Source organism: Streptomyces celluloflavus (assembly GCA_000720995.1).
GTDB lineage: Bacteria > Actinomycetota > Actinomycetes > Streptomycetales > Streptomycetaceae > Streptomyces > Streptomyces celluloflavus.
In genome coordinates, this window is sequence record JOEL01000031.1 from 1 (window position 1) to 16,664 (window position 16,664).

The window sequence follows — 16,664 nt, forward strand, 5'->3', positions numbered from 1 at the left end:
CGCCTCGTCGGCTACCTCGTCCCCGCCGAATTGGATGCGGAGGAGGGGGTGAGTGGTGAGTCTGCGGTGGAGCAGGTGCGTGAATGGCAGGCGATTTTCGATGCGGAGTATGAGGGGTCCAAGGCGCCGTTCGGTGAGGATTTTGTGGGGTGGAATTCGAGTTATTCGGGTTCGCCGATTCCGGTTGCGGATATGCGGGTGTGGCGTGATGTGACGTTGGATGGTGTTCGGGGGCTGGGTCCGCGTCGGGTGTTGGAGATCGGCGTGGGTGCGGGTCTTCTCATGGCGCATTTGGCGTCGGGCGTGGAGGAGTACTGGGGCACAGATCTGTCGGCGCAGGTGATTGACGCACTGCGGGGCCAGGTGGCGGAGCGGCCTGAGCTGTCGGATCGTGTGACGCTGCGGGCACAGGCCGCTGATGTGACGGAGGGCCTGCCGGAGGGTTTCTTCGACGTCGTCATCGTGAACTCGGTCGTCCAGTATTTCCCGCACGGCGATTACCTGGCGGAGGTCTTGCGAAAGGCGCTCTCCCTGGTGGCGCCGGGGGGTGCGGTCTTCGTCGGTGATGTCCGTGACCGGCGTCTGCTGCGTACTTTCCGTTCGGCGGTTCAGCTGCATGGCGCCGACCCTGATTCCGATCCTGCGCGGCTTCGGCGTGCGATTGAGCAGGATGTGGTGCTGGAGAAGGAGCTGGTCGTCGACCCGGGCTTCTTCACGGCGTTCGCGGCGCGTCTCGGCTACCGGGTGACCGTCACCTGGTCCGCCACCGCGGACGACCGGATCGACGCCCTCTTCGTCACCGGGGCCCAAGACCTCATCGGCACCTACGCCGCCCCCACCGGCACCGCCCCCCTCGCCCACTACACCAACAACCCCACCGCCACCCGCCACACCACCGACCTCATCAAGCAGGTGCGCGCCTGGGCCGATGAGCGGCTGCCCTCGTACATGGTGCCCACCGCCCTGGTCCGCCTGGAGCGGCTGCCGCTGACCGCCAACGGGAAGCTGGACCGCCGCGCCCTGCCCGCACCGCAATTCGAGGCCGGCTCCGGGCGGACGCCGCGCACCCCGCAGGAAGAGGTGCTCTGTGACCTGTTCGCGCAGGTACTGGGGCTGGGCCGGGTCGGCATCGACGACGACTTCTTCGACCTGGGCGGCCACTCTCTCCTCGCGACCCGCCTGGTCAGCCGGATCCGCAGCACCCTGGGCATCGAGATACCGATCCGCGCGCTCTTCGAGGCGCCGACCATCGCCGAGCTCGCCACCTGGTCGGACGGCGACGGCCCCGTAAGGACACCGCTGAAGCCGCAGGAGCGCCCCGACCGGGTACCGCTCTCCTTCGCCCAGCGCCGCCTGTGGTTCATCCACCGCTTCGAGGGGCCGAGCGCGACCTACAACATGCCGTGGGTCGTCCGGCTCCGCGGCCGCCTCGACATCGAGGCGATGCGGGCCGCGTTCGCCGATGTCGTGGCGCGCCACGAGGCCCTGCGTACCGTCTTCCCGGAACGCGACGGCGCGCCCTGCCAGCACGTCCTGGCCCCCGAGGAGGCGGTGCCCGCCCTCGATGTGACACCGCTCGACGAGCCCTCGTTGCAGCCCGCGCTCGACGCGGCCGCCCAGTACGGCTTCGATCTGGCCGCCCAGGCCCCCATTCGGGCCCAGCTGTTCGCGCTCGGGGCCGAGGACCATGTGCTGTGCATCGTCATCCACCACATCGCCGGTGACGGCTGGTCCTTCGCCCCGCTCTCGCGGGACCTGATGACCTCGTACGAGGCGCGCCGGCAGGGCCGGACGCCCGAGCTGCCCGACCTGCCGGTGCAGTACGCCGACTACACGCTCTGGCAGCACGAACTGCTCGGCGACGACCGGGACCCGGAAAGCCTGCTCAGCCGTCAGCTGGCCTACTGGAAGGAGCAGCTCGGCGGGCTCCCGGACCGGATCGCGCTGCCCGCCGACCGGCCCCGGCGGGATGTTCCCTCCCAGGGCGGGGACGTGCTCGTCTTCGAACTGGACGCCGCGCTGCACCAGCGGCTCACCGACTTCGCGCGGGCCGAGGGCGCGAGCCTGTTCATGGTCCTTCAGGCGGGGCTGGCGGCGCTGCTGTCCCGGCTGGGCGCGGGCGACGACATCCCGATCGGCAGCGGTGTCGCGGGCCGTACCGACGAGGCGCTCGACGATCTGGTCGGGTTCTTCGTCAACACGCTGGTGATGCGGACCGACGTCTCCGGGAACCCGTCGTTCCGCGAGCTGGTGCGGCAGACGCGGGAGACCGCGCTGGGCGCGTACGCGAACCAGGACGTGCCCTTCGAGCACCTCGTCGAGGTCCTCAATCCGGAGCGCTCCACCGCGCACAACCCGCTCTTCCAGGTCTCCCTGGTGCTCCAGAACACCCCCGAGGTGCGGCTGGCGCTGCCGGAGCTGGAGGTCAGTTACGCGGGGGCGCGGCTGGGGACCTCGCGGGTGGACGCGTTCTTCAGCCTGAGCGAGCGGCGGGCCGACGACGGCGGCGCGCGCGGCATCACCGGGTTCGTCGAATACAACACGGACATGTTCGACGCGGGGACGGTACGGCTGCTGACCGACCGGTTCCGCCGGCTGCTGGCGGCCGCGGTGGAGCGCCCCGGGCAGCCGATCGGACTGGTCGGCATCCTGGACGCCGACGAGCGCCGGGAGCTGACCGGCGGTATCGGCGCCGGCCGGGCCGTGGCGCGGCCGGCGGAGGGGCTGGCCGGGCTGTTCGCGGCGCAGGCGGCCCGTACCCCGCAGGCGCCGGCGCTGCTCGACGGCGACCGGGCCTTCTCATACGCCGAACTCGACGCCCAGGCCAACCGCATGGCCCATCTGCTGATCGCGCGGGGGGTCGCGCCGGGGCAGGTGGTGGCGCTCGCGGTGCCGCGCTCGGCGGACTTCGTCGTCGGCGCGCTGGCGGTGCTCAAGGCCGGTGGGGTCTGTCTGCCGCTGGACTCCGGGTTCCCGGCGGACCGGGTGGCCCATATCCTCGCCGAGGCCGAGGTGGCGCTGGTGCTACGGCACGTCCAGCTGGGGGCGGATCTGCCCGCCGACTCGGGGGTGCCGGAGCTGCTGGTCGACGACCCGTTCCTGCCGGGGAAGCTGGCGGAGCGGCCGGACACCGCCCCGCGGACCGCGGACCCGGGCGGCGCGCTGCCCGCGTACGTGATCTACACGTCCGGATCGACCGGCCGCCCCAAGGGGGTCGTCGCCTCGCACGGCGCGATCGCCAACGTCGCCCTGGACCAGATCGCCCGCTTCGGCGTGGGCCCCGGCAGCCGGGTGCTGCAAACCGTCTCCAGCAGCTTCGACATGGCCGTCGGCGACCTCGTCATGAGCCTGCTCGGCGGCGCCACGCTGGTGCTGCCCGCCGCGCGCGGCCAGGTGATCGGCGAGGAGCTGGGCCGGCTGCTCACGGCGGCGGAGATCACGCACATGGTGGCCCCGCCCGCCGTACTCGGCACCATCCCCGACGGGGAGTTCCCCGCGCTGCGCTGCGTCGTGGCCGCGGGCGAGGCGGTTTCGCCCGAGCTGACCGCGCGCTGGTCGGCCGGCCGGACCATGTTCAACGCCTACGGTCCGACCGAGACCACCATCTGCGCCACGACCAGCCGCCCGCTGGACGGCGCGGCGCCGCCGCCCATCGGCGGGCCCATCGACAACGTACGGGTACAGGTCCTGGACGGCGGTCTGCAACCGGTGCCCCGTGGTGTGCCCGGGGAGCTGTACGTGGCCGGGGCCGGTGTGGCCCGCGGCTATGTCGGCCGCCCCGGGCAGACCGCGGAGCGGTTCGTGGCCGACCCGTACGGTGCGCCGGGCAGCCGGATGTACCGGACCGGCGATGTGGCCCGCTGGGGTGCCGGGGGCGCGCTGGAGTATCTGGGCCGCGCCGATGAGCAGCTCAAACTGCGCGGTTTCCGGATCGAGCCGGGGGAGATCGAGGCGCAGCTCACCGAGCACGACGAGGTCGCCCGCGCCGCCGTGGTGCTCCGCGAGGACCGTGCGGGGGACCCGCGGCTGGTGGCGTACGTCGTCCCCGCGGTCCCGTCCGCCGTGCCCGCCGCGGCCACGGCCGCGCTGGAGGACGAGCACGTCGGCGAGTGGCGGCAGATCTTCGACGACGGATACGCGGCCCCCGCGCCCACCGGCTTCGGGGAGAACTTCGCGGGCTGGAACAGCACCTACGACGAGGGCGCGGCCCTGCCCCTCGACGCGATGCGGGAGTGGCGCGACGCGGCGGTGCGGCGCGTGCTGGAGCTGCGGCCGCGCCGGGTCCTGGAGCTCGGCGTCGGCTCCGGGCTGCTGCTGGCCAAGATCGCGCCGCACTGCGAGACGTACTGGGGCACCGACTTCTCCGCCGAGGCCATCGACGCGCTGCGGGCACAGGTGGCCGGGCAGCCGGAGCTGGCCGGCCGGGTGGTGCTGCGGGCCCAGCCCGCCGACGAGCTGGCGGGGCTGCCCGAGGAGGGCTTCGATGTCGTCCTGCTGAACTCGGTCGCGCAGTACTTCCCCAGCGAGACCTACCTCAGCCAGGTGCTGCACGGCGCCCTGCGGCTGGTCGCCCCCGGCGGGGCGGTGGTCGTCGGCGACGTACGGGAACAGCGGTCGCTGCGCCCGCTCGCCGCCGCCGTGCAGAGCGCGCGGACCGAGACGCGGGGGGACGCCGACCGGGTACGCCGCGCGGTCGAGCACGCCGTGCTGATGGAGAAGGAACTCACCGTCGCGCCGGACTACTTCTGGGCGCTGGCGGCGGAGGAGGCCGCCGTCGGCGCCGTCGACATCCGGCTCAAGCGCGGCACCCGGCACAACGAGCTCACCCGGCACCGCTACGAGGTCGTCCTGCACAAGCGGCCCGCCGCCGTGGTCGAGGTGTCCGACGCCCCCCGCCGCGCCTACGGGCCGGACGTCGCGGACCTCGACGCCCTCGCGCAGCTGCTCGGCGCGCGGCCCGCGGGCGCGCTGCGGGTGACCGGCATCCCCAACGCCCGTACGGCGCCCGAGGTCGCGGCGCTGGCGGCCCTGGACGCGGGCGCGGAGCCGGACGAGGTGCTGCGCCGCCTCCGTACGCCGTCGGGCGTCGACCCGGAGGAGCTGCACGCGCTCGGCGAACGGCTCGGCCACGAGGTGGCCGTCACCTGGTCGCGGGCGGGCTACGACCGGATGGAGGCCGTGTTCGTACCGCGCGCGGCGTGGCCCGCCGGCGCGGTGCTCTCGGGCGCCCTGCCCCGGGACGAGACCGGTGCGCCGGCCGCCCGGCACACCAGCGCGCCACTGGGCGCGCGGCGCAGCGGCGCCCTGGTCGCCTCGCTGCGCGGCTACCTCAAGCGCCGGCTGCCGGAGTACATGGTCCCCTCCGCCGTGGTGGCCCTGGAGGAGCTGCCGCTGACCCCGCGCGGCAAGCTCGACCGCCGGGCGCTGCCCGCTCCGGAGACGGAGAGCGGCGCGGGCCGCACCCCGCGCACCCCGAACGAGGAGCTGCTGTGCGAGCTGTTCGCCGAGGTGCTCGGCGCCGGCCGGGTCGGTATCGACGCGGACTTCTTCGACCTGGGCGGCCACTCGCTGCTGGCCACCCGCCTGGTGAGCCGGATCCGCGACACGCTGAACGTGGAACTCCCCATCCGTGCGCTCTTCGAGGCGCCCACCGTCGCCGAACTGGCCACCCGGCTGGGCGTGGACGACGTCGACGGATCGCTGGACGTCCTGCTGCCGCTGCGGCCGCACGGCGAGCGCCCGCCGCTGTTCTGTGTGCACGCGGGGTGGGGCATCAGCTGGTCCTACGCCGGTCTCATCCGGCATCTGGGTCCCGGCCGGCCGGTGTACGGCCTCCAGGCCCGCAGCCTGGGCCGCCCCGAGCCGCGCCCGGGGTCGGTCCCGGAGATGGCCGCCGACTACGTCCGGCAGATCAGAACCGTCCAGCCGGCCGGGCCGTACCACATCCTCGGCTGGTCCTCCGGCGGGATGATCGCGCACGAGATGGCGGTCCAGCTCCAGGAAGCGGGCGAGGAAGTGGCCCTCGTCGCGCTGCTGGACGGCTATCCGCCCACGTCCCTGCCGCGTGAGGCGGCGGGGCTCAGCAGCGAGGTGGGCGATCTGCTGCGCCGGGCGTTCAGCGAGGAGGGCCTGCTCAGCGCCCTGCTCGAACAGCTCGGCCTGGCCGGCCCGGCGCTCGCCGAGGGCGAGCTGGACTACGCCCGGGTGGTGGAGATCTTCCGCGCCGAGGGCAGTGCGCTGGCGAGCCTCACCGAGGACAACATCGCGGCCATGGTGGCGATCTACGCCAACAACCGGACCATCGCGGAGAAGTTCACCCCCCGCCGGTTCCGCGGCGCTCTCCAGTTCTTCCTGGCCACCGTGGACCGGGCCGACGGCGTGCCCGGCCCCGAATCCTGGCAGCCCTACGTGGACGGCGAGATCGCGGTCCACGAAGTGGCCTGCCCGCACCACCGGATGACCTGGCCGGACCATATCGCCGGCATCGGCGCGGTCCTGGCCCGCGAGCTCAACCGGACACCGTGACCGGCGCCTTCCGGCACCGGTCCACCACCACCCGACACATCGAGATCTGGGAGAAGAACCATGTCGAACCCCTTCGAGGACACCAACGCGACCTTCCTGGTGCTCGTCAACGACGAGGGCCAGCACTCCCTGTGGCCGACCTTCGCCGACGTCCCGGCCGGCTGGACCTCGGTCTTCGGGCCGGGGGAGCGCGAGGCCGCGCTGGCGTACGTCAACGAGAACTGGACGGACATGCGCCCCAAGAGCCTGGTGGCCGCCATGGACGGTGCCGCATCGGCCTGACCCGGCCGGCGAACGAGGAGCGAGGCAGCGCATGAGCACGGCAGCGGATGAGATGACAGAGGAAGGCCACGGGGTGCAGCAGGGGAAGGAGCGGGCGCTGACGGACAGTTCGGACCCGTCCGCGTGGTTCGCGCTGATGCGCCGGGAGCACCCGGTCGTCCGCGAGGAGCAGTTCGGGATGTGGCAGGTCTTCCGCTACGAGGACGTGGCGAAGGGGCTGTCCGACCCGGCGACGTTCTCGTCCGACGCCCGCGGCCAGATGGCGGCCCTGCCGGACTTCCATCCGTTCACCCAGGGCAACTTCATGATGATGGACCCGCCGGCCCACCGCCGGGTCCGGTCCCTGGTCAGCAGCGCGTTCACGCCGCGGGCCGTGGCGCAGCTCGCGCCGCGGATCACCGCGGTCGCCAAGGAACTGCTGGACGCGCTGGACGGTGCCGAGGAGTTCGACTTCATCGCGGCCTTCGCCCACCCCATCCCCGTCATCGTCCTGGCCGACCTGCTCGGGCTGCCCCGCGAGGACAGCCGTCACCTGCTGACCTGGGCGAAGGTGCTGACCGGTGTGGACGTCGAGGCGGCGCCCCCGGGCGCGGCCGGGGCGCAGGCCCCGCCGGACCCGATGGCGTCGCTGCGCGAGATGAACGGCTATCTGCGCGAGCACATCGCGCGGCGCCGGGCGGCGCCCACCGACGATCTGCTCGGCCGGCTGGCCGCCGCGGAGCAGGACGGCGAGCGGCTGACCGACGACGAGATCGTGGGCGTCGCCAGCCTGCTGCTGATCGCCGGGCACCTCATGGTCACCATGCTGCTGGCCAACCTGATGCTCTGCCTGGACGAGCACCCCCGCTCACTGGCCGGGCTGCGGGCCGACGACATGGCGGTCTCCAGCACCATCGAGGAGGTGCTGCGCTACCGCAACCCGGCCGACCGCCAGCTGCGGTACACCACCCGCGAGGTGGAGATCGCCGGGCAGACCATCCCGGCCGGCGAGCGGGTCCTGTTCTGGACCGGCTCGGCCAACCGGGACGAGGCCCGTTTCGAGCAGCCGGAGAAATTCGATATCCATCGCCGCCCCAATCCGCATATGGGATTCGGTCATGGTGTGCATTTCTGCCTCGGTGCGCCGCTCGGCCGGCTGGAGGCGACCATCGCGCTGCGGCTGGTACTGGACCGCTTCGCCGATTTCAAGGTGGCGGACGGTGTCGAGTACTTCGGCTCGTACTCGCTGATCAAGAAGCTCCCCATGAAGGTGCGCTGGTGCTGACCGGGCGGCCGGATCTCCGGATGTCCGGCGATGTGGAAAGGAAAGACCGTTGAGCAAATGGGTGCGCCGCCCGGCCAGGGCCGCGGCCGGCCGGGCGCAATTGTGGTGTTTCCACTACGCGGGCGGCGGCGCCTCGGCGTTCCGTCAATGGACGGAACACCTGCCGGACTGGGTGGACGTCCGGTACGTGCAGCTGCCCGGCCGGGAGAACCGGTACCGGGAGCCCGCGTACGAGGCCATGGCGCCGCTGGTCAAGGACCTCGCCGACGAACTGGCGCCGCAGCTGCGCCCGCCGTTCACCTTCTTCGGGCACAGCATGGGCGCCCGGGTCTCCTTCGCGCTGGCGCACGAACTGGCGGCGCGCGGACTGCCCGGCCCGGCCGGGCTGGTGCTGTCCGGGACGCCTGCGCCGAGCGTCACCGACTGGCGCCACGCCCACCACCTCGGCGACGAGGACCTGATCGAGCACCTGCGTGAGCTGGGCGGAGTACCGGCCGAGATCCTCCGGTCGGCCGAGATCCTGCATCTGATGCTGCCGGTGATCCGGTCCGATCTGAAGCTCTCGGAGACCAGCGATCTGACCTCCTACCCCCGGCGGCTGGACTGCCCGGTCCTCGCCCTGGCCGGGGCGGCGGACGCCATCGCGCCGCCGGAGAAGGTGGACCCGTGGGGCAAGGAGACCGACGGGCCGTACCGGTTCGAGGTCCTGCCCGGCGGCCACTTCTTCCTCCAGGACCAGTTGCGGGACGTCATCCGGCTCGTCCTCGCGGCCATGCGGGAAAACAGCTGAGTCAAAGGGTCGTGAAAATCATCCGGGAAAACGGCTGACGGAGTAACGGAAAAGCGTCCGGCAATTACCGAGGGCTCGCTCCGCCGTTTCATGAGAGACGGCGGTGCGGAGTCCGGTCAAGCCTGCCCGGAGGGCGGTTGACAGGGGGCTTTCCGTAGTGAATTCACGTGTGCTTGACGGTGCGGTGAGTGAATGGCTAGCTTGTTCCCGGTTTGCGTCGGGGGCCTGCCGAACCAGGAGTTATTCGGCGTTTTCACTGTGCTGCCCATTTATTGACCTGGTCTCGTCAGGGAAGCAGAAGGCGGTTTTGTCTCATGAACTCTAGAGTCTCGGACGCGCCGGAGAACGGCGATATGCGAAGCGACGGCACACCCATTCAGGACCTCGTGCGGGAATGGGCGGCACGCACCCCGGAGCAGGTGGCCGTCGCCCTCGACGACGACGCCCTGACCTACGCGGAGCTGGACCGCAGCGCCGGCCGGCTGGCCGCCGCGCTGCGCGCCCGCGGCATCGGCCCCGAATCCCGGGTGTGCGTCGCGCTGCCCCGCTCGCCCCGCCTGGTGGCGGCCATGCTCGGCGTCCTCCAGGCCGGCGCCGCCTACGTACCCGTCGACCCCGACTACCCGCAGGACCGGCAGAGCTTCATCGCCCGGGACGCGGGCGCCGCGCTGGTGGTGGCCGACGAGTACGGCGCCAAGGCGTTCGCGGACGACGGCCTGGAGACCCTGACCCCGGAGGCCGCGGACGAGGCGGACGCCCCGGCCGAAGCGGTGCCCGTACGGCCCGGCAACCTCGCCTACGTCGTCTACACCTCCGGCTCGACCGGTACGCCCAAGGGCGTGATGGTGCCGCACGCCGACCTCAGCCGCTTCGTGCTCGACGACGCGCGCCTGGACATCCGGCCCGGTGACGTCGTCGCCCAGCTCGCCCCCACCTCCTTCGACGCCTCCATCTTCGAGATCTGGTCGGCCCTGGGCCGCGGCGCCTCGGTCGCCGTCATCCCCACCAACCCGCTCTCCGTCGCCGACCTCGGACGCCGGCTGCGCGAGACCACCCCCGACTGGCTCTTCGCCACCTCCGGCCTCTTCCGGCTGCTGGTCGAGCGGGACAGCGAGGCGCTCGCCTCGGTCGGCCGGGTCATCACCGGCGGCGATGTGCTCTCCCCGGAACACGTCCGCGCCTCCGCCGCGCTCACCCGGCACACCACCTTCGCGGCCTACGGCCCCACCGAGGCCACCGTGTTCACCTCCCTGCACGCCGTCGACGCCGACCGCGACCTGGACAGCGTCCCCATCGGCAGCCCCCTCGCGGGCATGACCATGCGGGTCCTCGACGAGCGGCTGCGGCCGGTGCCCGCGGGCACCGTCGGTGAGCTCTACCTCAGCGGCAGCGGTATCGCCCGCGGCTACCTCGGCCGGCCCGGCCTGACCGCGGAGCGCTTCGTCGCCGACCCGGCAGCCCTGAACCCCGGCACCCGGATGTACCGCACCGGCGACCTCGCCGCCGAACTGCCCGACGGCCAGTTCGCCTTCCACGGCCGCTCCGACCGCCAGGTCAAGATCCGCGGCTACCGCATCGAACCCGGCGAGATCGAGGCCGTCCTCGGCGGCCACCCCGACATCTCCCAGGCCGTCGTCGAGGTCTTCGACGAGGGCCCCCAGCTCAAGCGCCTCGCCGCCTTCGTGACCCTGGCCGACGGCGCCGAACTCGTCACCAACGACCTGCGGCTGTGGGCGCTGGACCGGCTCCCCGCCTACCTGATGCCCGCGGCCTTCGTGATCCTCGCCGAGATGCCGCTGGACCCCAACCGCAAGACCGACCGGCGGGCCCTGCCCTACCCGTGGGACCGCCGCGACGAACTCGGCCTGGACGAGCCCTACGTCGCGCCGCGCAACCGGCTGGAGCGGACCATGGCCGCCATCTGGTCCCGGACCCTGGACCTGGACAAGGTCGGCGTCGACGACAACTTCTTCCAGCTGGGCGGCGATTCGCTGCGCAGCGTCTCCCTCATCCAGCGCCTCGCCGACGAGGGCATCCCGATCGAGGCGGAGGCCCTGTTCGACTACCAGACCATCGCGGAACTGGCCGAGTACAGCCTCGACCCCGCCGCCGCGCAGGAGGACTAGCCACCATGCGCATCGGCCTCGGCGAACCGGACCACCCGGTACCCCTGGACTCCATCGAACTCTTCGACCCCGCCGCATACCTGCGCGGCTCGCAGCACGGCGCCTGGCACACCCTGCGCCGGCAGGCGCCGGTCCGCCGGGAGCGCACCCCCGACGGCACCGACTACTGGTCCTTCGTCTCGTACGCCGACTGCGACCGGATCATCAAGGACACCGCCACCTTCGGCTCCGAACACGGCACCATCCTGGCGTCGGTCGGCGTCGGGGACTCGGCGGGCGGCATGGCCATCACGCTGATGGACCCGCCCGACCACGGGCAGATCCGCCAGCCGTCCATGCGCCGGCTGCGACACGCCGTGGTCCGCAACCGCACCGACGACATCAGCGCCCGCGTCCTCGCCCTGGCCGCCCCGCTGCTGACGGGCGGCGAGCACGACGTGGCGCGGCTGCTGCGCACCCTGCCGATGGCCGCGGCCGGCGACCTGATGGGCATCCCCGAGGAGTACTGGGACACCGTCGCCTTCAACACCACGGCCAGCATCGCCCCCCAGGACCCGGAGTACGCGGTCGGCCGGAACGTCGAGGACACCCTGCGCCGGGTCCACCACAAGCTCTTCGCCGTCTTCTCGGACATCCTCCGCAGCCGGCGCCGGAACCTGGGCGAGGACCTGATATCCGGCCTGCTGACGCTGGAGTACCACGGCCGCCGCATGCCCGAGCAGCAGGTCCTGATGAACTGCTACAGCTTCGCGCTCGGCGCCAACTCCACGACCCCGCACGTCGCCGCGCAACTGCTGCTGACCCTGGCCGAGCAGCCCGAGCTCTGGGAAGCCGTCCTGGCGGACCCCTCCCTGGTGCCCGCCCTGGTGGACGAGGGCACCCGCTGGGTCTCGCCCACCCACCACCTCGTACGGCGGGTGTCCAAGGACACCACCCTCGGCGGCGCCGACCTGGCCGAGGGCGACTGGGTGTGCGCCTGGGTCGCCTCCGCCAACCGCGACGAGAACGTCTTCCGCGACCCGTACACGTTCGACCTCACCCGCTCGCCCAACCCGCACATGGGCTTCGGCGTCGGCCCGCACTACTGCATCGGCGCCCCGGCCTCCAAGGTCGCCCTGGCCGCGCTCTTCGGGGAACTGGCCCGCCGCCGCATCCGCTTCGAGCTCGCCGGCGAGCCGACGCACCTCTACTCGAACTGGATCAACGGCATCACCCGGCTGCCCATGAACTTCACCACCGGCGCCTGATCACGTGACCGTCCGCCGCCTCGCACACGGAGAAACACCATGTTGATGACGGGCCCGCAGTCCGGGGAGCACCTGCCGCTGGACGAGATCGACCTGTTCTCGCCCACCAGCTACCGCACCGTTCCCCAGCACCACGCCTGGCACACCCTGCGCGAACAGGCACCGGTCTGGCGCCAGGCGCGCCCCGGCCAGCCTGCCTTCTGGAACCTCACCCGGTTCGACGACGTGGTGCGGCTGGTGAAGGACACCACCCGGTTCTCCTCCACCCACGGCAACGTCCTCGACGTCGCCGACAGCGGGGACAGCGCGGGGGGCAAGACCATGCCGCTGACCGACCCGCCCGAGCACGCCTGGCTGCGCAGCCCGGCCATCAAAACCATGTCCACGCTCGTGGTGAGCCGCCGCACCGAGGACGTCCGGGCCCGCATCCGCACGATGCTGGCGCCCTGCTACGACGGCGGCACCGTCGACATCACCCAGATCATGCTGCATCTGCCGATGCTCGCCGTCGGCGACATCCTCGGCATCCCCGAGTCGGTCTGGCCGGACATCCCCGGCTGGACCATGGCCGGTATCGCCCCCGAGGACCCCATCTACAGTCAGGGCAGCAACGAACGCACCCTGCGCAAGGCGCACCACCAGCTCTTCGCGATGTTCTCCGAGGTCATCGCCGCCCGCCGGCGCGCCCCCAAGGACGACCTGATCAGCGTCCTGGTCGGACTCGACTACGGCGGCCGCAAACTCGACGACCAGCAGGTCCTGCTCAACTGCTACAGCATGGTCATGGGCGCCAACACCACGACGCCGCACGTCGCCGCCCATCTGATCCTGGCCCTCGCCGAGAACCCCGACGCCTGGCGCCAGGTCCTCGACGACCCCTCCCTGGTCTCCGGCTGCGTCGAGGAGGCGCTGCGCTGGTCCACGCCGACCAACCACGTCATGCGGCGCACCACCGAGGACGTCGAGATCCGCGGCACCCGTATCGCGGCGGGCGACATCGTCGCGGCCTGGATCGGCTCGGCCAACCGCGACGCCGAGGTCTTCGCGGACCCCTACGCCTTCCTGCCGGACCGCAAGCCCAACAAGCACATCGCCTTCTCGCTCGGCGCCCACTACTGCATCGGCGCCCCGGCGGCCCGCGCGGTGCTCAACGTCCTGGTCGAGGAACTGGCCGCGGGATTCGAGCAGTTCGAGCTGGACGGCCCGGTCGAGCACCTGGCCTCCAACTTCATCAACGGCCTGACCCGGCTGCCGGTCCGCGCCAAGCTCCGCTCGGCAACCTCCTAGGAAAAGAACCCATGACGTCTTCTGGCAATGACACCGCCCCCGCCGGGCAGCCCGCCGCCCTCGACCCGGCGCAGCTCGCCGCGCTCTGCGACATCGTCTCCCCGATGGCGATCCGGGTGGCCGCCACCCTGCGCCTGCCCGACCTGCTGGCCGACGGCCCGGTACCGGTGGCGCGGCTCGCCGACGCGAGCGGCACCGACCCGGAGGCCCTGGTCCGCCTGCTGCGCCTGCTGACCACCAAGGGCCTCTTCACCGAGCCCGAGCCCGGCACCTTCGCCACCACCGACGCCGCCGGTTTCCTCACCTCCGAGCACCCCGCCCGGATGCGCGACTGGCTCGACCTCGACGGCGTGGGACGGATGGACCTCGCCTACGCCGGACTGCTGGACGCCGTACGCACCGGCACCCCGGTCTACGAGCGGATCGTCGGCCGCCCCGTCTGGGCGGACGCGGCCCAGGACCCCGGCTTCGGCGCCGCCTTCGACGGCCTGATGGAGACCATGGCGGCCCACTGGGCACCGGCCGTGACCGCCGCCCACGACTGGTCCGGGGTGACCCACGTCGTCGACGTCGGCGGCAGCACCGGCAGCCTCCTGCTGAACCTGCTCGCCGAGCGGCCCGCCCTGCGCGGCACGCTCGTCGAACTGCCGGTCACCGCCGTACGGGCCCGCGAGCGGATCGCCGCCTCCGACGTCCGGGAGCGCTGCGCGGTCCGGGAGGGCAGCTTCTTCGACCCGCTGCCCGAAGGCGCCGACCGCTACGTCCTCGCGCACGTCCTGCACAACTGGGGCGACGAGGACGCCGTCCGCATCCTGCGCCGGTGCGCCGAGGCGGCCGGCCCCACCGGCCGGGTCCTGGTCGTGGAGCGGCTGCTGGGCGACGAGGCCGCGGGCTACCCCGACGCCACCGTGGACCTCAGCATGCTGGTCACCTTCGGCGGCCGGGAACGGACGCCGGACCACTACGGCGAGCTGGCCGGCCGGGCGGGCCTGGTCCACGCCACCACCCGTCCGCTGGGCTCGGGCGCCTCCCTCGTGGAGTACGTCGCCGCCGGCCGCGCGGCCTGACGGGACGCCCCGGCGCCGCCTCCTTCCCGTACGTGACACAGAACGGACCCAGCACCATGGCCATCAAGACGTTCGACGGCACCAAGATCCCCACTACCGCGGACGGCGGGGCGGCGCTCGCCGCGTTTCTGCGGGAGATGCGCGCGGACAGCCACTTCTGGCAGGACGAGGTGACCGGCGCCTACCACGTCCTCGGCTACGCCCAGACCCGCGGCATCCTCCACGACCCCACCCACTTCTCCTCCGACTTCAGCCACCTCGTCCCCGAGTCCACCGAGCCGGGCCTGCGCGATCACGTCAACCTCGGCACCATCGACCCGCCCAAGCACCGCAAGTACCGCTCGCTGGTGAACCAGGCGTTCACCCCCAAGGTCATCGCCGGTATGGAGTCCCGGATGGCCGCGGTCACCGACCGCCTCCTGGGCGCCCTCGACGGCCTCGACGAGTTCGACCTGGTCACCAACTTCGCCAGCCCGCTGCCCGCGATCGTCACCGCGGAGCTTCTCGGCGTCCCCGCCGAGGACCATTCGCTCTTCCGGACCTGGGCCCAGGTCGCCACCGGCGGCGCGTTCGACAACCCCATCGGCGAGCTCAACGAGGTCACGGTCCCCGACAGCGTGAGCGAGACCTTCAACCAGATGCGCGAGTACCTGCTGGAGGTCGCCAAGGAACGCCGTAAGGACCCCCGGAACGACCTGATCAGCCGCATGATCGCGGCCGAGATCGACGGTGAGCGGCTCTCCGACGCCGAGGTCTACGGACTCGCCGCCAGCATCCTCATCGGCGGCCAGGTCAGCACCACCGTCCTGCTGGGCAACGCGCTGGTGGCCCTCGGCGGGCGCCCCGACGCCGAACGGGACCTGCGCGCCGACCCCTCGCTGATCCCCGGCTTCCTCGACGAGACGCTCCGCTACTACCCGCCGGTCGTCTTCGCCTACCGGCTGGCCAAGAACGGCGCCGAACTCGACGGCACCCCGGTCACCGACGGCACCCCGGTCATCTCCTGGGTCATGTCCGCCAACCGCGACGAGGCGACCTTCCCGCACGGCGAGACCTTCGACCTGCGCCGTGACCCCAACCCCCACCTCTCCTTCGGCCACGGCATCCACTACTGCCTCGGCGCCCCGGTCCTGCGCATGGAGTCCCGGATCGCCGTGGCGAAGCTCCTGGAGCGCTACGCGACGATCGAGTGCCGCAACGTGGACTACCACGAGACCCCCGGCGTCCTCGGCGTCCGCAGCATCGACCTGGTCGTCGGCCGGGCCTGAGGCGGCGCGACGATGGCGATCAAGAAGCCCGGCCGCTGGCCGTTCCTGCCCCTCCCCGCGGGGGACGGCCCGGTCCTGCTCTGCCTCCCGTACTCCGGCGTCGGAGCGTCCTCGTACCGCAACTGGCCCAGGGACCTGGACGGCACCCTGATCCGCGCCCTCCAGCCCCCGGGCCGCGAGAACCGCTTCCGCGAGCCGCGGCCGGCCACCCACCGCGAGTTCTCCGAGTCCCTCACCGGCTTCCTCACCGAGCTCGGCGACCGGCCCTACGGCTTCTTCGCCCACTGCGGCGCGGTGCCCTACGCCCTGGACACCGCCTTCCACCTGCAAGACCGCGGTCTGCCCCTGCCGCGCCGGATCATCGCCTCCTCCTGGGGCCCGCCCGACGAGGGCCTGTACGGGCCGCTGAACTTCGTCGATCTGGACCGCCACGACTTCGTCGCCGAGGTCCGCTCCATGGCCCGCAAGATGGGCGGCGAGATCCCCCCGGAGATGGCCGCCATGGGCGCCGAGATCCTCCGCCACGACCAGGTGGTCCAGCGCCGGTACGTCTACCCCGCCGGCCGCACGGTGCCCGTACCGGTGACGGTGGTCGGCTGGAGCGACGACGAGATCGTCCCGCCCGACCAGGTGCTGCACGGCTGGGACCGGGTCGCCGAGAGCGACTACCGCACCCTCACCGGCACCCATTTCGCCTTCCTGGACTGTCCGCCCGGACTGCGGTCCCTGCTGGCCACCGCCCTCACCCCGGCCGGCTGAACCGCGCCACACCCCTACCACCCGCCCCACCTCACGAACGGGAGAGCCG

At 72.3% G+C, this 16,664-nt stretch carries 10 protein-coding genes; all 10 read left to right on the forward strand.

The features are described 5' to 3' along the window. The first annotated feature begins 192 nt into the window (after positions 1-192). The 10 genes from IH09_RS24230 to IH09_RS24275 all read left to right on the forward strand — a co-directional run bounded on the left by IH09_RS24230 (position 193) and on the right by IH09_RS24275 (position 16,615). Entirely contained in the window at positions 193-6,525 is a 6,333-nt protein-coding gene (locus IH09_RS24230; protein WP_110952552.1) for a non-ribosomal peptide synthetase, read from the forward strand. Between the two features lie 60 nt (positions 6,526-6,585). After that, a complete protein-coding gene (locus tag IH09_RS24235; protein ID WP_052859592.1) occupies positions 6,586-6,807 on the forward strand; it encodes an MbtH family protein in 222 nt (73 codons plus the stop codon). 31 nt (positions 6,808-6,838) lie between these two features. Beyond that, entirely contained in the window at positions 6,839-8,071 is a 1,233-nt protein-coding gene (locus IH09_RS24240; protein WP_240150418.1) for a cytochrome P450, read from the forward strand. Positions 8,072-8,120: 49 nt separating this feature from the next. Then, positions 8,121-8,861 carry a thioesterase II family protein gene (locus IH09_RS24245; protein WP_052859595.1) on the forward strand — a complete coding sequence of 247 codons (741 nt, stop codon included), beginning with the start codon at positions 8,121-8,123 and terminating at the stop codon, positions 8,859-8,861. Between the two features lie 314 nt (positions 8,862-9,175). Then, complete coding sequence (locus tag IH09_RS24250; RefSeq protein ID WP_110952553.1) at positions 9,176-10,987, forward strand: non-ribosomal peptide synthetase; 1,812 nt, start codon at positions 9,176-9,178, stop codon at positions 10,985-10,987. A 5-nt stretch (positions 10,988-10,992) separates the two neighbouring features. Beyond that, the gene (locus IH09_RS24255; protein ID WP_052859599.1) at positions 10,993-12,234 is read left to right on the forward strand and encodes a cytochrome P450; all 1,242 of its coding nucleotides are present in this window, start codon (positions 10,993-10,995) and stop codon (positions 12,232-12,234) included. Positions 12,235-12,273: 39 nt separating this feature from the next. After that, positions 12,274-13,521, forward strand: coding sequence for a cytochrome P450 (locus tag IH09_RS24260; RefSeq protein WP_052859601.1), 1,248 nt, complete (start codon positions 12,274-12,276; stop codon positions 13,519-13,521). Between the two features lie 11 nt (positions 13,522-13,532). Next, positions 13,533-14,588 carry a methyltransferase gene (locus IH09_RS24265; RefSeq protein WP_052859603.1) on the forward strand — a complete coding sequence of 352 codons (1,056 nt, stop codon included), beginning with the start codon at positions 13,533-13,535 and terminating at the stop codon, positions 14,586-14,588. 56 nt (positions 14,589-14,644) lie between these two features. After that, positions 14,645-15,856 carry a cytochrome P450 gene (locus IH09_RS24270; RefSeq protein WP_052859604.1) on the forward strand — a complete coding sequence of 404 codons (1,212 nt, stop codon included), beginning with the start codon at positions 14,645-14,647 and terminating at the stop codon, positions 15,854-15,856. A 12-nt stretch (positions 15,857-15,868) separates the two neighbouring features. After that, complete coding sequence (locus tag IH09_RS24275; RefSeq protein ID WP_094791262.1) at positions 15,869-16,615, forward strand: thioesterase II family protein; 747 nt, start codon at positions 15,869-15,871, stop codon at positions 16,613-16,615. Positions 16,616-16,664 lie beyond the last annotated feature (49 nt).

Bases quoted from the DNA above. Each gene is read 5' to 3' on its own strand.
- IH09_RS24265 (WP_052859603.1), top strand. From the start codon at position 13,533: ATGACGTCTTCTGGCAATGACACCGCCCCCGCCGGGCAGCCCGCCGCC.
- IH09_RS24255 (WP_052859599.1), top strand. From the start codon at position 10,993: ATGCGCATCGGCCTCGGCGAACCGGACCACCCGGTACCCCTGGACTCC.
- IH09_RS24275 (WP_094791262.1), top strand. From the start codon at position 15,869: ATGGCGATCAAGAAGCCCGGCCGCTGGCCGTTCCTGCCCCTCCCCGCG.
- IH09_RS24260 (WP_052859601.1), top strand. From the start codon at position 12,274: ATGTTGATGACGGGCCCGCAGTCCGGGGAGCACCTGCCGCTGGACGAG.
- IH09_RS24230 (WP_110952552.1), top strand. From the start codon at position 193: ATGCGGGTGTGGCGTGATGTGACGTTGGATGGTGTTCGGGGGCTGGGT.
- IH09_RS24235 (WP_052859592.1), top strand. From the start codon at position 6,586: ATGTCGAACCCCTTCGAGGACACCAACGCGACCTTCCTGGTGCTCGTC.
- IH09_RS24270 (WP_052859604.1), top strand. From the start codon at position 14,645: ATGGCCATCAAGACGTTCGACGGCACCAAGATCCCCACTACCGCGGAC.
- IH09_RS24240 (WP_240150418.1), top strand. From the start codon at position 6,839: ATGAGCACGGCAGCGGATGAGATGACAGAGGAAGGCCACGGGGTGCAG.
- IH09_RS24250 (WP_110952553.1), top strand. From the start codon at position 9,176: ATGAACTCTAGAGTCTCGGACGCGCCGGAGAACGGCGATATGCGAAGC.